We start from the raw sequence: 16,556 nt of genomic DNA on the forward strand, positions 1-16,556 counted from the left end.
TTCTCCCGTTGGGCCGACCGGTCGCGCCCGTCAGGCCGTGGCCATCGCTCCCTGTCGCTTCGCGCCGCTGTTACAAAATAGTTTTCATTTGCATTGAGGTGTTCGCCTCGCCCGCTCGTTTGTTCCTACGAGGGGGCATGCGTTGCCATGCGGCGCCTGCTCCGGGAGAGACCTTGGCCAAGGGTTGTGGCGCATAGACGCCGGCTTGATTGATTTGGAACGGAACACAGTGAATACCGAAGTTGCACGCCAGACGAGCGCGTTACGCACCCCCTTTGTGCTTGGCCTCCTTTCTCTGTCATTGACCCTGGCGCTGGGCGGCGCGCCAGCGGGGGCGCAAGCCCAGACGCCCGCCGCGCACATCAGCATTGCGGCCCAGCCGCTGGAACAATCGCTGCTGCAACTGGGGCGGCAGACCTCGATCCAGATCTTCTACGCCCAGGATCTGGTCGCCGGCATACAGGCGCCGGCCGTGTCTGGCGCGCTGGCGCCCGAAGAGGCGCTGCGCCGTCTGCTGGCCGGCAGTGGCCTGGCGTACGACCAGCGAGGCAACACGTTCACCCTGTCGCGCCCATTGGCCAGCCAGGCCACGCAGCTGGAGCCCGTGACGGTGGAAGGGCGCAACATGCTCACCACCGAAGGAACGGGTTCGTACACGGTGCGCGCGACAACGGCGGCCACCGGCCTGGCCCTGTCGCCGCGCGAAACGCCGCAGTCGGTGAGCGTGGTGACGCGCCAGCAGATCGAAGACATGAACCTGACCTCGCTCGGGGAAACCTTGAAGACCGTCACGGGCCTGGTGACGACCTCGTCAGACATCGATCGCACCGATATCCATTCGCGTGGCTTCTATGTCGACACCTATTCCTACGATGGCGTGCCGATCGCGACCCAGAACGATTTCTTCGGCACGTCGAACTTCGATCCCATTCTTTACGATCGCGTCGAAGTCGTGCGCGGCGCGACCGGCCTGATGACCGGCACCGGCAATCCGGGGGCGTCGGTCAACGTCGTGCGCAAGCGCGCCACCAGCAAGGAGTTCACGGGCGCGGCCAGCCTGGGCATCGGCTCCTGGGACAACCGGCGTGCGACCATGGACCTGTCCACGCCGGTCAATGCGGATGGCACGGTGCGGGCCCGCGTGGCGGGCATGATGGAAGAGCGCGACTCGTACCTGGATCGCTACCACACGCGCAACCAGGCCTTCCTGGCCACGGTCGAGGCCGATGTGACGGCCAGCACCACCGTGCGCGTCGGCATCGAGCATCAGGCCAAGCGGCCGACGGACGTAACCTGGGGCGGCCTGCCGATGCTGTACAGCGATGGCTCGTCGGCAAGCTGGCGGCGGGGTTTCAGTATCGGCGCCGACTGGACGCGCTGGAGCACCACCAACAACACGATCTACGCCTCGCTGGAGCACCGGTTCGACAATGGCTGGAACGTCACCGCCAATGTCAGCCGGCTCGACAGCGAATACGATTCGAAACTGCTGTATCTGATGGGGCAGCCGGATCGGGACACCGGCTTGGGCCTGAACGTGTGGCTGAACCGCTCGCACCAGGAGTTCGACCAGAACAGCGCATCGATCCAGGCGGGCGGGCCCTTCGAGCTGTTTGGACGCCAGCATGAGGCCGTATTCGGCCTTGTCGGCAGCAGGTCCAGGCTGCGCTACGGCAACTATCCGGCGCTCAACACCAGTCCCGTTGGCAACATCTACCAGTGGGACGGCTCCTACCCGGATCCGGGCTGGGGCGAATTCAATACGCTGGGCAATAACAAGACGCATCAGACCGCGGTCTATGGCGCGCTGCGCTTCGCGGTCACGGACGCGCTCAAGCTGATCATTGGCGGCCGGCAGAACCGATGGGTGCGGGACAGCGTGGACGATACGATGCGCAGCACGGAGTTCACGCCCTATGCCGGCGTGGTCTACGACTTCAACGACACCTACAGCGGCTACGTCAGCTATACCGACATTTTCCAGCCGCAGGCCTATCGCGACGCCAGCGGGCGGTATCTGGACCCCGTCCAGGGGAAAAGCTACGAGACGGGGCTGAAGGCCGACTATCTGGAAGGCAAGCTCACGACTTCGCTCTCGGTGTTCCGCATCGAAGAGGACAACGTGGCCGAGCGCGACGGCTCGCGCTTCGTGGATGGCACGTCGGAGTTTGCCTATCGCGGCGCCAAGGGGCTGACCAGCGAAGGCTTCGAGCTGCAGGCGTCGGGCGAACTGAATCCAGGCTGGCAGATATCGGCGGGCTTCTCCCGCGCGCTGGTGCGCGATGCGGACGGCAAACGCTTCAATACCTACCGCCCTCAGAATCTTGCGCACCTTTTCACGACCTACCTGGTGCCGGGAACCTCGGGCAAGCTGACGGTGGGGGGTGGCGTGCAATGGCGCAGCGGCGTCTATGTCGATCAGACCACGTCGTCCGGGGTGAAGGCCCGCCGTGAACAGGGCTCGGTGATGCTGACCAGCGTGATGGCGAACTACCGGTTCACGCCCAATCTGTCGGCGCAGTTGAACATCAGCAATTTTTTTGACAAGAAGTACTTCGATCTCACCGGAGACGGGCAGGGGTTCTATGGGTCGCCACAGAAGGCCATGTTGACTGTGAAGTACGCGTTCTGAACGGAGTGATGGAAACTGTGCCGGCCCTGACTATCGGGCCGGCAGCGCTTTGTGCTTCAGCGCCGGAAGGGTAACCCTGCGCCCGTTCGCCTGTTGAGAAAGATGAGTTGTTGGATGGGATGGGAAGCCGCCGATTGGGTAGGGAATCGGCGGTCAGGCCAAAACGACGGCGTTTCAGTCGGACAGCGTTTCAGTCGGCGCCCCACGTAATCTTTTCCTGTTGCCCGAATCGTGTTTCAGCGCCAACACCCCATGGCCGAACTTTTCCCGGTATGCGGCCGGACTGGTGAGCACGATACGCCGGAAGTGCCTGCGCATGGACTCCTCCGATCCAAACCCCGCCAGCTCGGCGATGCGGCCGATCGGCAGCGGCGTCTTGGCTTCGAGCATTTCACGGGCCGCCGCCACGCGTTCGCGGACAAGCCATTCATACGGCGCCATGCCGGTGGCGTCGTGAAACTGCCGTTGCAGCGTGCGCGGACTCATGGCAGCGCGTTCTGCAAGCGAGCGTAATGTATGCGGCGAAGCGGAATGGCGGCGCATCCAGTCCATCAACTTGGCCAGGCGCCCGCTTTCATCGTGCGGCATGGGGCGCGGCACGAACTGCGCCTGCCCGCCCTCGCGATGCGGCGCCACCACGAGCCTTTGCGCAACCCGATTTGCCACCGGCCCACCGTAATCGCGTCGCACCAGGTGGAGCAACATGTCCAGACCGGCCGCGGAGCCCGCCGACGTGATGATCTGTCCTTCATCGACATACAGCGCATCTGGCTTAACGCGTACTTGGGGGTAGCGCTGCTGCAGCTTCGCGGCGTATCGCCAGTGGGTTGTCACGGTTTTTCCGTCGAGGACTCCCGCCGCCGCCAGCACGAACACCCCGGAACAAATTGAGCAAAGCCGCGCGCCCCGCTGGTACGCCATGCGGAGCTTCTTCAGCAATGGCGCTGGCGGCAATTCGTCCGCATCGCGCCAACCGGGCACCACGATCGTATCCGCCCGATCGAGCAGCTTGAGCGTGTAGGGCGCAGCGACCGTGATGCCGCCTGCGGCGCGTAGCGGGCCGGGCTCGCTTGCGCAAACTGCGAAACGATACCAATCGACTTCGAGCTCCGGACGCTCGAGCGCGAAAAGCTCGGTCACGCAGCCGAATTCGAAAGTGCAGAGCCGGTCATAAGCCAGCGCGACGACGAGATGATTGCCCATGGCGTGATGTTACCGGTAAATGTCATTTACGCCACTTATCCGGATCACGGCTCGACGTCAGAATGAGGCTTCTGGATCGCTCTTCCTGGCGAATCTCTTCCTTAGGTCATTTACCCGGAGTTCCATCATGTCGACTGCCAACGCCGTCACCGCCATCCCCGCCGCCGATAGCGCAGTTGCGCTTTCCCACTTTCGCGCGGCGCTGCAATTCGAGACCGATTGTTCGGATGTCGCCGGCGCGCTCGCCCGTGGCAATCCCGGTTTTGTGCTGCTGGACGTACGCAGTCCCGCGCTGTTCGCGCAGGGCCATGTGCCTGGCGCCATAAATCTGCCGCACGGAAAGATCGTCGAATCGAAACTGGCGAACTATCCGATGGATGCGCTTTTCGTCACGTACTGCGCAGGTCCGCACTGCAACGGTGCTACACGCGGCGCCTTACGGCTGGCTCAATTAGGGCGGCCGGTGAAGGTAATGAGCGGCGGGATCACGGGGTGGCTCGACGAAAGTTTGCCCCTTGCGACAAGCGATAGCGGGCATGCCAATGAAGGATTCGAATTCAAAATCCCTTGAATACCTGCCCTCGTGGCGAAGAACGTCTGCATTGATCCGGAACTCTGCGTGGGCAGCAAAGGGCGTTGGACGGTTTTGGGAGCGAAAGCAGCCTCAGGGCGATCCCTCGCAGCAGCGCAGACCGCAGTAGCGCTGGCTAATCCCTGATCAGGGTGACCAGGCCGAGCGGCGCGCCTGGACGCTGCACGGATGCCAACGCGGGATAATCGCATGGATGCGGGACTGGCGGACACACGTCATCGCCAATCGCCAGCGCTTCCGAGGGCCACCGCGCGGTGTTGCGCAGAGCATGCGTGAGCCAGACGCCTGTTAGCCCGGCTTCGGGGCATTGAGCCGGTAGGCTTCGGCTCTTGCCAAGGTCCATAGTTCATCACGATCGGCTGGCCATAAATGAACCCCGGCCGGGCGCTTGCGGCGGGCACCGCAAATCCGCTCCTGCTTGCGCCGTCATCATCAGGGCCATTCCTGCGCATAGATCCGCTTCCACTCCTTCTCCATGTCCACCACCGTCCATCCCTTGGCGCGCGCCTCGTCCAGGGCCTTGTCCAGACGGCCTACGCTTGAATCCCTGTCGTATGCCCATTCGCGTCTGGCGTCGGTGTGGTGAACGATGCCGCCGAAGCGCTTGCCGGGGCCGGCCGTGGTCCACTGCAGCATTTGCAGGTCGCCATCGGAATTCCCGAATGCCATGATCGGGCGCTTGCCGATGTGACGCTGGATGGCTACCGGTTTGCCGGGGCCATCATCGTTGAAGTCCAGCTTGGGAAGGCGCATGAGCTGATATGTGCCGCCGTTGACTTCGAACTGGCTGCCGAACGCGGTGCCAATGACCTGCTCCGGCGGAATGCCATAGGCCTTTTGCGTCCACGCGCGCATGAACTCCGTTTCGCCGCCCGACACGATGTAGGTCCTGAAGCCGTTGGCGCGCAGGTAATCCAGCAATTCCCGCATCGGCAGATACGTCATGCGGTTGTAGGGCAGCTTGGTGCGCGGATGGCGTGCGGTTTCCAGCCAGCGGTCAACGCGCTGCGTGTACTGGTCCACCGGCATGCCGGTGTTGGTCGCGAACACGATCTCCATGAGGCCGCGTTCGCCGGACTTTGCGACGGCGGCTTGATCACCCTGCAGCACCGCCATGAAGGGCTGGCGGGTGTACCAGTCGGGATGCGACGGCGCCAGCGCGTGCACTTGGTCCATGGAAAACATCACCTGGAAGTAGATCGGCTTCTCGCTCCACAGCGTGCCGTCGTTGTCGAAAACGGCAATGCGATCCTCGGCCGGCACAAAGTCCGGGCTGGCGGGGTCAGTAACGGTTTTCACGAACGCGACGATGGCGGTGCGGGAAGGTCCGTCGGCCCAGGACGCAAGCTCAGGATGCTTCTGGTGGTCGGGCCCGGCACATCCAGCCAGCAGGAACACGACGCACAGCCAGGCCCACGCGAACCAGCGCCGCACTGCTTGGCTTTCAACTGAAGGCTGCATGACGCTCTCCTTGTGCGCCCAGGCGCGCGGGTTCCACTGGACAGCCGGCCTATCCAGCGCCATGACGCAGCGGGCCTTCAGCGGCTGGCAACGATGCCCTGCATAGCGTTCGCCGCCTTCCATTGCTGCGGCGTCATGACCGTCCGAAAACCGATATGCGACATGGGGTTGAGCGGATCCGTGCCGCGCCGCGCGCTGGCGCGGTAGCTGATGCAGTAGGTATCGCTGCACAGAAAGGACCCGCCCCGCGTCACGCGCTTGGGCGCCGACACGGGCGTGCCGCCGTCGTCGGGGTCAAAGCTGTTGGCCGGGCCCGCGGGATCCCGCGGCGTCTGGCGATACTGCGCCTGAATCTTGAAGGCGTCCGCGCGGTACCAGTCGGCCGTCCACTGCCAGACGTTTCCGGCCATGTCGTACAAACCATATCCGTTTGGGGTAAAACTGCCCACCGGCGTGGTGCCGACCTGCACCTTTTCGTCCTTGACAACCGGAAACGGCTGCGGCTGCCGGGTGTCCCAGATGTTCGCCATGGGTTTGCCCTGCGGCAGCAATTCGTTGCCCCAGCTATAGGTGGCCTGCTCCAGCCCGCCGCGTGCGGCGAACTCCCACTCAGCCTCGGTCGGCAGCCGTTTGCCGGCCCATTTGGCGTACGCCTGGGCGTCTTCGTACGACACCTGGACGACGGGATGATCGTCCTTGCCGTCGATATTGCTTCCCGACCCCGCCGGATGCCGCCAGTCGGCGCCGGGCACGAAGCGCCACCAGCGCGAATAGTCGCGCAGCGAGACCTCGGTTTGCGTGCCGACGAACACCATGGCTCCCGCCTGCAGCGCGCTGTCGTCGGGACGCGGCGTGCCGGGCGGAAGCTGTGCGCGCAAGTCTTCCCAGCGCGGTTTCCGCTCGGCCGTCGTGACGTAGCCGGTCGCCTCGACAAAGCGTCGGAATTGCGCGTTCGTAACGTCGTGCACGTCCATCCAGAATCCGCTGACGCGCACCTTGTGCGCCGGCCGCTCGTTGGGCTGCGACATCTGGTGGTCGTTGCCCATGAGAAATTCGTTGCCGGGTATCCAGGCCATTCCCAGTGGCCCTTCCTTGCCGTCCCCGAGCTTGATGGTGGGCGCGCGTTCGGGCGCCGTCGATATCGCGACGTAGGCGCCGACGGCACCCGACACAGCCAGCATCGCCGCCACCGCCAGTCCCATCTTGGTCTGCATTTTCACGGATATCTCCGTCGCGGCATTGGAACTGCAAGGGAGCACCTCGCAAAGTGCCGCACCGCGAGGGGTCGGAAAATATAAACACGGATGCGGCAGCCGGGCAAAGCGCAATTGCGCTAGTGCAACTGCACGGGGTGTGCGTGCCCGTGCTCCCCGCAACCATCAACGAGGTTGGCCATTCTGCACATCTTGATCGGCCGCGCAGTGCGGATGCTCTGGTCTTCGCGAACCAGCCGCGCGAAGAAGTTCTTAAGCGTTGGAAATTTCCATTGACATGATCGGAGGGACGATGAACATTACTTCCGATCAAGTCCTCGGGCGCGACGTCCTTTCGGGCTTGATTTTCCCCCAGTACGCAGGCCAATGTGAACCGCACGGTTTGCAGGTTCGTGCGGTTGATTTAACTCTCACACAGCGGAGTTGAAGATGGCGACCAAACGAACTCTCACATGCGGTGCCGCGGTTCTTTTCCTGGCTGGCGCGGCAATCTGCGCACCGGCTGCGGCGCAGGACCAGCGCAAACCCAACATCATCCTGCTCGTGTCCGACGACACCGGCCTGGGTGACCTCGGCCCATATGGCGGAGGCATCGGGCGCGGCATGCCCACGCCCAACATCGACCGCCTGTCGAGCGAAGGCATGACCTTCTTTTCGTTCTACGCGCAGCCGAGCTGCACCCCTGGCCGCGCCGCAATGCAGACCGGCCGCATTCCCAACCGCAGCGGCATGACCACCGTGGCTTTCCAAGGCCAGGGCGGCGGCTTGCCCGCTGCGGAATGGACGCTCGGCTCGGTGCTGAAGACGGCCGGCTACAAGACGTTCTTCACGGGAAAATGGCACCTGGGCGAAGCGGACTATGCCCTGCCCAATGCCCAAGGCTACGACGAAATGAAGTACGCCGGTCTGTATCACTTGAATGCCTACACCTACGCAGATCCGACGTGGTTCCCGGACATGCCCGCCGACGTGCGGGAAATGTTCCAGCGGGTCACGAAGGGCGCGTTGTCAGGCAATGCGGGGGAAAAGCCGCGCGAGGAGTTCAAGATCAACGGCCAATATGTCGATACGCCGGTCGTGAACGGCCGTGAAGGCGTCGTCGGCATTCCGTTCTTCGATCGTTACGTCGAAAAGGCCTCGCTCGACTACCTGGACCGCAACGCGAAGTCCGAGCAGCCGTTCTTCATGAGCATCAATTTCATGAAGGTGCACCAGCCCAACATGCCGGATCCGGACTACATCCACAAGTCCATGTCCAAGAGCAAGTATGCGGATTCGGTCGTGGAACTGGACGCACGCATCGGACGCATCATGGACAAGATTCGTGAGCTCGGCCTGGACAAGAACACGCTGGTGTTCTACACAACGGACAATGGCGCCTGGCAGGACGTCTACCCCGACGCGGGCTACACGCCTCTGCGCGGCACCAAGGGCACCGTGCGCGAAGGCGGCAACAGGGTGCCGGCCATCGCGTGGATGCCGGGCAAGATCGCGGCCGGCTCCAAAGACCACAGTCTGGTTGGCGGCCTGGACCTGATGGCGACATTTGCGGCGCTGGCGGGGGTGAAGCTGCCCGTGAATGATCGCGAGAACAAGCCCATCATCTTCGACAGCTACGACATGTCGCCGGTTCTCTTCGGCACCGGGAAGTGCGATCGCAAATCCTGGTTCTATTTCACCGAGAACGAATTGTCGCCCGGAGCCGTGCGCGTCGCGAACTACAAGGCTGTGTTCAATCTGCGCGGTGACGATGGCGCGGTGACCGGCGGGCTGGCGGTCGACACGAACCTGGGCTGGAAGGGACCGGAGTCCTATGTCGCGACCGTGCCGCAGGTATTCGACCTGTGGGCCGATCCGCAGGAGCGCTACGACATCTTCATGAGCAATGTCACGGAGCGGACCTGGACGATGGTCATGATCAACGATGCCGTCGCCCCGCTGATGAAGACCTACATCGATTACCCGCCCCGCAAGATGCAGAGCGAAGGCTATGACGGACCGCTGACGTTGTCTCAATACGAGCGCTTCCAGTACATCCGGGAAAGCCTGGCCAAGGACGGCTTCAAGCTTTCATTGCCGTCCGGCAACTGATATCGGCATTCCTGGGCACTGCGCGGGCAGAGAGGCCTGGCCTCTCTGCCGGATTACAACCTGACGGAGAATCGACATGAAGCTACCCAATTTGACTTTGATGCTGTGCGCGATGCTGGTGGTCTCGGGTTGCGTAACAAAGAACACCTACGACAAAGAAGCGCAGCTGGCGGCCGAGTACGAGGCCCTGAACCAGAAGCTCTCGACGGAGTTGAGTGCCGATCAGGTGCAGATTTCGCGTATGCAGAATGAGCTGAAAGTCACGATGGTGAACGAGATTCTGTTCCCGGAAGGCGGGTGGCGCCTCAGTTCAAAGGGCGAGCAGACGCTGGCCAAGATAGCGCCCACGCTTTCGAACCTGTCCGGCCAACAGGTGGTCGTCCAAGGGTTCACCGATAACGAACCCATCGGTCCGGAACTGAGGTCGCGATTTCCCTCAAACCTCGAGCTATCGTCGGCCCGTGCCGACAACGTGGCTCGCTTTTTGATTTCCAAGGGCGTTCCGTCCAACTCGATCTCGGCGCAGGGTTTTGGCGAAGCGCGGCCCGTGTCCAGCAATGCGACACCTGAAGGAAGGGCCAAGAATCGACGCGTGGAAATCGTCATCGTTGCGGCTGGCCGGCCGTGACGCAGGGGGAAAACTCTTCGAAAAAGCCGGAACGTCTAACCGCATGGTTTCAGCCAGGTTCAAGCGGTTAAACGTTCCTCTTGGGATTGCCAACGAATCGCGCAACATGTTGTATCCCGCAGACGGCACGGCTCGCGACATGTTGTTGCGGGGAAAAGGCTGCCGTGCGAGTTAAGCACGCCTACGACGCATTTCGCCTTTGCTCGACCTGCAGGCCCTCCATTTGAAAGAGAGAAGAGGGTGTGATGCGTGCACAAAGTCCGGTGGTGCCCGTGAATGCCAAAAGGCGAACGTCAACGAAAAAGGCGAACCTTATTCCTGCTGCTCAAGGATTTCCCTAATCAAATTCCTCTTGCGGAAAATCAATGCTCTATAGGACACTTTGTGTCATAGCGCCGCGACGGCGCACACAAGGGGAATGGCATGAAGGTCTTGGGCATGGTGGCCGCGCTGGCGATGGCGGCGGGAATGGCGGGCGGCGCGCAGGCGGCGTTTCCGGAGCGGCCGATCCGGCTGGTGGTGCCGTTTGGCGCCGGCGGCATCACGGATATCGTGGCGCGGCAGGTGGGCAAGGGCATGGGAGACGTACTGGGTCAGGGCATCGTGATCGAGAACCGGCCGGGCGCGGGCGGGGTGATCGCGGCGCAGGTGGCGGCCACCGCGCCCGCCGACGGCTATACGATCTTCATGGGGACGGTGGGCACACAGGTGGTGAACCCGCTGATCTACGGCAAGCTCAGCTATGACGCGGACAAGTTCGCGCCGGTGGGCATGGTGTCCGGATCGCCGTATCTGCTGGCCGTGCGGGCCGGTGTGCCCGCCGCGTCATTCGGCGAGTTCGTGAAGTACGCCAAGGCCAACCCCGCGAAACTGAATTTCGGGTCGGCGGGCAACGCCAGTTCGCCGCACCTGGGGCTGGAGCTGCTGAAGCTGACGGCGGGCGTGGACATCGTGCACGTGCCGTTCAAGAGCGGCAGCGAGGCGGTCAATGCGGCCATCGGCGAACAGGTCGACGTGGTGATGGACGCCAGTCCGGTCATCATGCCGCACGTGGCGTCCGGCAAGTTGCGGGCGCTGGCTGTGGCGTCGGACAAGCGGCTGCCGTCCGCGCCCGCGGTGCCGGCCAGTGCCGAGGCGGGCGACGCCGCCTTGCAGATCAGCTCCTGGAACGCGTTCTTCGCGCCGGCGGGCACGCCGCCCGACGTGGTCGCGGCGTTGAATTCGGCCCTGCAGAAGACGCTGGCCTCGCCCGACCTGAAGGAGCGGCTCGCGGCGCAGGGTACGCAGCTATATGCGGGCACGCCCGACGAATACCAGCGTTTCATCGGCGGCGAAAAGGCCAAGTGGGCCGAGATCGTGAAGCGCGCCAATATCCGGATGGACTAGAGTTTGCATACTGAAGAGGAGCCTTGCATGAACAATCAGGCGCCACACCCGCTTGCGGGCAAGCCGCTGGAACTGGCCGACACCTTGCGGTCGGGCAACGCGTGGAAGATCCGGCTGGCCTGCGGGCTGATGGGCCTGCCGGTCAGGCGGCGCACGTTCGACATCGTCCAGGGCGACCTGGAAACCGATGCGTTCGCGCGCATCAATCCGTGGCGGCAGGTGCCGGCGCTGCTGACGCCGGAAGGGCAGTGGCTGGCGGAATCGCAGGCCATCCTCTGGTACCTGGGCATGGGCACGCCCTGGCTGCCCGAAGACCGGCTGGCGCAGGCCCAGGTATCGAGCTGGCTGAGCTTTGAGCAGACGCAGCACATGCATGCGTACGCACAGCCGCGCCTCCTGATCCATCTGCGCCAGACCGCGGGCATGAACGATCCGGAGATGGTCGCGTGGCGTGCCGTCGGCATGAAGGCGGCGGCGCTGATGAATGCGCATCTGGCCGGACGCAATTACCTGGTGGGAGCCGCGCCGACCATTGCGGACATCGCGCTGTTCCCTTACACGAGCATGGCGGAGCAGGGCGGCTACGATCTGTCCGGCTTTGCCCATATCACTGCCTGGCTGGCGCGCATCCGCGCCTTGCCGGGATTTACGCCCTTGATGGAAACGGCATGACGGAGACATGATGGCCGATACGATGCACTTGGGAAAAGACGAACTGATCGCGCGGGCGCAGGCCGAGATGCAGCGCCAGTTCGACACCCCGGAATGGAGCCTGCGCGAACGCCTGGCGCTGACCTGCCGGATCCTGTTCGACGGCGGGCACGATTCCGGGCTGGCGGGCCAGATCACCGCGCGTGCGCCGGAACCGGACCGCTATTTCACGCAGCGCCTGGGCCTGGGCTTCGATGAGATCACGGCCGGCAACCTGTTGCTGGTGGACGAAGACCTGCGCGTGCAGGAGGGCGGCGGCATGCCCAATCCGGCGAACCGCTTCCACTCGTGGATCTACCGCGCCCGTCCGGACGTGAACTGCATCATCCACACGCACCCGCTGCATGTGGCGTCGTTGTCGATGCTGGAGGTCCCGCTGGAGGTCTCGCACATGGACAATTGCCCGCTTTATGACGACGTGGCCTTCCTGAAGGACTGGCCGGGCGTGCCGGTGGGCAACGAGGAAGGCGAGATCATCTCCAAGGCGCTGGGCGACAAGCGCGCCATCCTGTTGTCGCACCACGGCATGCTGATCGCGGCGGGGTCGGTGGAAGAGGCCTGCGTGCTGGCGCTGCAGTTCGAGCGCGCCGCACGCATGCAACTGCTGGCGATGTCGGCGGGTAAGATTCAGCCGATTCCACCCGCGCTGGGCCGCGAGGCGCACGACTGGATCCTGACGCCCAAACGATCGCAGGTGGGCTTTTCGTACTACGCGCGCCGCGCGTTGCGCATGCATCCCGACGTGCTCGGCTAGGGCGACGCGGCGTTTCGTACTGCCACGCGGCCGTTCGCGCTGCGGCTTGGCGCTTAGATCTGCGATTCTTGCAGACTGGCGCCCGCCGCAGCTGCGACCTTGTCGCCGTGGACGCTGCGTTTTCCGATGCCGAAGCGCTGGGCCGCGATGCCCATGGCCACGATCACCGCCGCAAGCGCCGATGTGTAGGCCACTTCAGTACGGTAAGTGCCTTCGACGATCATGGTGGCCAGGGCCGCGATGATGCACACGATCACGGCATAGGTCAGCCACGGGAAAAGCCACATCTTGAACTTGATTTCCACGCCCTCGGCCTGCAGGCGGTAGCGCATGCGCAATTGCGAGCAGGCGATGGCCAGGTAGACGAAGAGGGCGATGGTGCCGGTGGCTTGCATGAGCACGTCATAGAGATCCATGGTCGAGGTGGCGGTCATCCAGATCGCTGCAAATGCGAACACGCTGGAAACCAGCACGCCTACGTAGGGAGCGCCGGTGCGCCGGCCGGTCGTCTGCATGATGCGATGCGCATCGCCGCGCCGCGATAGCGAGTACAGCATTCTGGACGCGGTATAGAGGGCGGAATTGAAGCAGCTGCAGACCGACGTCAGCACCACGAAGTTGACGATGACCTGGGCGTAAGGAATGCCCAGCACGCTCAGGGCGGCGTTGTAGCTGCCGTGCGTGGGCTGTGTCAGCATCGGGTCGTTATAGGGAACCAGGCAGACCACGATGAAGATCGAACCGATGTAGAACAGGCAGATGCGCCAGACGACCGACTTGATGGTCTTGATGATCTCGTGGGCGGGATTGGCGGATTCGGCCGCCGCGACCGTCACGATTTCCGCGCCGATGAACGCGAACATCACGCCCAGCAGGGCGACGACCACGGACTTGACGCCATTGGGCATGAAGCCCTGGGCGGTCAGTTGCGACATGCCCTTGACGTGGCCCCACGGCCAGAGATGCATGATCGCCAGGCTGCCGACGACCAGGAAAACGACGATGGCGCAGACCTTGACCAGGGCGAACCAGAACTCGAATTCGCCGTAGTTGCGCACGTTCATGAGATTGACGGCGATCAGCGACAGCGTGACGATCAGGGCATAGCCCCAATCAGGCGCGAACGGGAACCAACTGTGCAGGATCTGCCCGGCCACGTAGGCTTCCCAGCCCATGAGCAGCGTCCAGAAGTACCAGTACAGCCAGCCGATGGTAAAGCCTGCCCAGCGGCCGATGGCGCGATCGGCATAGGTCGAGAACGAGCCCGTGTCGGGCTGGGCGACGGCCATCTCGCCCAGCATGCGCATCACCAGGATGACGAGCAGGCCGCCGCCGATGTAGGCCAGGATCACGGCCGGCCCGGCCAGCGAAATCTGTTTTCCCGACCCGACGAAGAGCGCGGCGCCGATGACCCCGGCGATGGACATCATGGTCAGATGGCGGGATTTCAAGCCGCCCTTCAGGTTGGTGTGCGGGGTGTTCGCCAACTGTCTTCTCCGTTCTGCCGGGTCGTGCGGCTGTGGGACTTCATCGCGATTGCGGCGCTTTGCGCCGCGTCCGGGATCGATGCTTCCCAACGCGTCGCCGTGGGCACCGATTCAGCGGTTTCGGGGTCGATCCCGGACCTGCTAATGGTCGTCGAAAAACGCACTGTGAGACTGGTGAATGGGTCTGATTTGAAGTCGCGCCGGCGCGGGTTGGCATCGCGCTGGCCCGATGCAGACGCGCCACCGCCATTCATCATCGATAGCGTCCATTCCTTACTCGACCGGCACCCGCAAGGTGCCGGGCAGCGTCGCGCCGGGGAGGGGCGCTCGACGGCGGCGGCGGATTCGGGCATTCTTACCGGTTGTATTTGCGCCTTTCCCGCCCATGATCGACCTGCCGCATCGCCTACGCACCCTGCGCCGCCAGCAAACCTTGTCCCTGGAACAGCTGGCGCAGCGCACCGGATTGACCAAGAGCTACCTCTCCAAGCTGGAGCGGGGCCTGAGCGAGCCCTCGATTTCCACGGTGCTGCGCCTGGCCGAAGCCTACGGCGTGGGCGTGTCGCAGTTGGTGGGCGCGGACGACGCCGCGCAGGACGAAGTGGTCAGCGTGGTCCGCGTGGCCGACCGCGAAGCTCTGCAGCGCCGCGGCCTGGGCAGCGAATATCACTACGAATCGCTGGCCGGACGGCGCAAGGTCAAGGCCATGGAGCCCTTCGTGGTGCACCCGCCGCGCGAATTTCCCGACGCCACGGCGGTGTTTCCGCACCCGGGCGAGGAATTCCTGCTGGTGCTCAAAGGCGCCATCGAGGTCCACGTGGGCGAGCGCCAGTTCCGCCTGGAAACCGGCGATTCCGTCTATTTCGATTCCGAACTTCCGCACCGCATGCGCACCGTCAGCCGGGCCATGGCCGAGGTGCTGGTGGTGGCGGCGCACTGACCGCAAGCCGCCGCATCCCTATTTCTACAGGATCAACAATGAAAAACGACCAGTCGCGGCTAGTCCGCATCGATGCCGGCCCGATGAAGAACCCGGTGCCCGGCAAACCCCGCCGTCCGCTCTCGGGCGACGCGGCGTTCCGTACCGTGACTGCCTTCGAAGGCAATGCGGGCAAGGCCGAGGCCGGCGTGTGGGAAAGCACCGCCGGCTCCTTCCAGTCCAACACCACCGGCTATATCGAATTCGGCTACATCGTCGAAGGCGCCGCGCGCCTGGTGGATCCGGACGGCACGGTGCATGAACTGACGGTGGGCGAGGCGTTCGTCATGCCGGAAGGCTATACGGGCCGCTGGGAAGTGGACCAGTTCGTCAAGAAGATCTATTTCATTACCCGGATGGCTTGATCCGCCGGGCGACGCCCGGGGCCGGCACGAGCCGCCGCCGGCGCGGACTAGAATAATGTGCGGATCCGGCGGACCGCCGGACCGCCGGATTGCTGCGGCGCGCAGACGCCACGCCGCCGCAAGCCGCGTCCGCGCCAAGCGCAAACCCAGGAGCTACCCGTATGACCGCCATTCCCGCTGCCCCCGTCCCGGGCGCAGCGCTGCCCGCCCGCACCGCGCAGGTGGACATCGTCTCCATCCAGTCCCAGGTCGTCTACGGCTATGTCGGCAACAACGCCGCCATGCCGGTGTTCCGCAAGGCGGGCTTGCGGGCGATCGCGGTGCCCACGGTCATCCTCAGCAATACGCCGCACTATCCCACCCTGCATGGCGGGGCCGTGCCGCTGGACTGGTTCGAGGGGCTGCTGCAGGGCCTGAACGAGCGGGGCGTGAGCCGGGTGGCCCGCGCCGTCGTGTGCGGCTATCTAGGCCAGCCCGGGCAGGCGGGCCTCCTGGCCCGCTGGCTGTCGGCGCTGCGGGCGTCCCGTCCCGACGTGCGCGTGCACATCGACCCGGTCATGGGCGACCGCAACGACGGGCTGTACGTGAATGAAGGGCTGGTCGAGCAGTACCGGGACCTGCTGGTGCCGCTGGCCGACGGCATGACCCCCAACCATTTCGAACTGGAGTTGCTGGCCGGGCGGCCGCTGTCGTCGCTGGACGAGGTGGTGGCCGCTGCGCGCGAACTCATCGCGCGCGGACCGCAATGGATCGTCGTGACCAGCGCCGCGCCGATGGCGGCGGAACCGGGCACGCTGCAGCTGGCGGTCGTGACGCGCGACGAGGCCACGGTGGTGACCCATCCCGAGATCGCGATCCCGCCGTCCGTGCATGGCACGGGCGATGTCTTCATGGCCGGCGTGGCTTCCCGGCTGCTGGCGGGCCAGGCGCTGGTCGAGGCCGTGCGCGAAGCCGCGGCGCAGGTCACGGTGGCGCTGGAGCGCACCCGGGAACTGGCCTGGGAAGAGCTGGCCGTCGACGGCTAGGGCAAAAAGGAGGCGGGCGGTCGCCCGC

14 protein-coding genes are annotated in these 16,556 nt (G+C 64.2%); 10 read left to right on the plus strand and 4 right to left on the minus strand.

Annotated features, from left to right (window positions below):
- The first annotated feature begins 277 nt into the window (after positions 1–277).
- Positions 278–2,632: a TonB-dependent receptor gene (locus tag ABE485_RS05590; RefSeq protein WP_346514066.1), complete on the plus strand. Its 2,355-nt coding sequence runs from the start codon at positions 278–280 to the stop codon at positions 2,630–2,632.
- A 174-nt stretch (positions 2,633–2,806) separates the two neighbouring features.
- Here the strand turns inward: ABE485_RS05590 and ftrA are convergent, their stop codons facing one another.
- Entirely contained in the window at positions 2,807–3,835 is a 1,029-nt protein-coding gene (ftrA, locus tag ABE485_RS05595; RefSeq protein WP_346514068.1) for a transcriptional regulator FtrA, read from the minus strand.
- Positions 3,836–3,962: 127 nt separating this feature from the next.
- On the opposite strand from ftrA, the gene ABE485_RS05600 reads away from it, so the two are divergent.
- The gene (locus ABE485_RS05600; protein ID WP_346514069.1) at positions 3,963–4,406 is read left to right on the plus strand and encodes a rhodanese-like domain-containing protein; all 444 of its coding nucleotides are present in this window, start codon (positions 3,963–3,965) and stop codon (positions 4,404–4,406) included.
- Positions 4,407–4,859: 453 nt separating this feature from the next.
- Here ABE485_RS05600 and ABE485_RS05605 read toward each other — a convergent pair whose 3' ends face one another.
- A complete protein-coding gene (locus tag ABE485_RS05605) occupies positions 4,860–5,888 on the minus strand; it encodes an HAD family hydrolase (protein WP_346514352.1) in 1,029 nt (342 codons plus the stop codon).
- 77 nt (positions 5,889–5,965) lie between these two features.
- On the minus strand, positions 5,966–7,108 hold the full coding sequence (locus ABE485_RS05610) for a formylglycine-generating enzyme family protein (RefSeq protein WP_346514070.1): 1,143 nt from the start codon (positions 7,106–7,108) through the stop codon (positions 5,966–5,968).
- Between the two features lie 423 nt (positions 7,109–7,531).
- On the opposite strand from ABE485_RS05610, the gene ABE485_RS05615 reads away from it, so the two are divergent.
- The 5 genes from ABE485_RS05615 to ABE485_RS05635 all read left to right on the plus strand — a co-directional run bounded on the left by ABE485_RS05615 (position 7,532) and on the right by ABE485_RS05635 (position 12,672).
- On the plus strand, positions 7,532–9,193 hold the full coding sequence (locus ABE485_RS05615) for an arylsulfatase (protein ID WP_346514072.1): 1,662 nt from the start codon (positions 7,532–7,534) through the stop codon (positions 9,191–9,193).
- A gap of 76 nt (positions 9,194–9,269) precedes the next feature.
- On the plus strand, positions 9,270–9,821 hold the full coding sequence (locus ABE485_RS05620; protein ID WP_346514074.1) for an OmpA/MotB family protein: 552 nt from the start codon (positions 9,270–9,272) through the stop codon (positions 9,819–9,821).
- Positions 9,822–10,244: 423 nt separating this feature from the next.
- The gene (locus ABE485_RS05625) at positions 10,245–11,207 is read left to right on the plus strand and encodes a Bug family tripartite tricarboxylate transporter substrate binding protein (protein ID WP_346514075.1); all 963 of its coding nucleotides are present in this window, start codon (positions 10,245–10,247) and stop codon (positions 11,205–11,207) included.
- A gap of 27 nt (positions 11,208–11,234) precedes the next feature.
- Positions 11,235–11,879: a glutathione S-transferase family protein gene (locus ABE485_RS05630; protein WP_346514076.1), complete on the plus strand. Its 645-nt coding sequence runs from the start codon at positions 11,235–11,237 to the stop codon at positions 11,877–11,879.
- A gap of 10 nt (positions 11,880–11,889) precedes the next feature.
- Positions 11,890–12,672, plus strand: a complete 783-nt coding sequence (locus ABE485_RS05635) for an aldolase (protein ID WP_346514354.1) — start codon at positions 11,890–11,892, stop codon at positions 12,670–12,672.
- Positions 12,673–12,725: 53 nt separating this feature from the next.
- Here the strand turns inward: ABE485_RS05635 and ABE485_RS05640 are convergent, their stop codons facing one another.
- Positions 12,726–14,102: an amino acid permease gene (locus tag ABE485_RS05640; RefSeq protein WP_346514356.1), complete on the minus strand. Its 1,377-nt coding sequence runs from the start codon at positions 14,100–14,102 to the stop codon at positions 12,726–12,728.
- 442 nt (positions 14,103–14,544) lie between these two features.
- Here ABE485_RS05640 and ABE485_RS05645 point away from each other — a divergent pair, with 442 nt between their 5' ends.
- From ABE485_RS05645 to pdxK, 3 genes are all read left to right on the plus strand, one after another.
- Positions 14,545–15,099, plus strand: a complete 555-nt coding sequence (locus ABE485_RS05645) for a helix-turn-helix domain-containing protein (protein ID WP_043518243.1) — start codon at positions 14,545–14,547, stop codon at positions 15,097–15,099.
- A gap of 38 nt (positions 15,100–15,137) precedes the next feature.
- The gene (locus ABE485_RS05650) at positions 15,138–15,503 is read left to right on the plus strand and encodes a cupin domain-containing protein (protein WP_056563887.1); all 366 of its coding nucleotides are present in this window, start codon (positions 15,138–15,140) and stop codon (positions 15,501–15,503) included.
- Between the two features lie 161 nt (positions 15,504–15,664).
- Positions 15,665–16,528, plus strand: a complete 864-nt coding sequence (gene pdxK / locus ABE485_RS05655) for a pyridoxine/pyridoxal/pyridoxamine kinase (RefSeq protein WP_346514079.1) — start codon at positions 15,665–15,667, stop codon at positions 16,526–16,528.
- Positions 16,529–16,556 lie beyond the last annotated feature (28 nt).

It is taken from the genome of Achromobacter spanius (assembly GCF_039673305.1).
In the GTDB taxonomy this organism is placed as follows: Bacteria; Pseudomonadota; Gammaproteobacteria; order Burkholderiales; family Burkholderiaceae_B; genus Achromobacter; species Achromobacter spanius_F.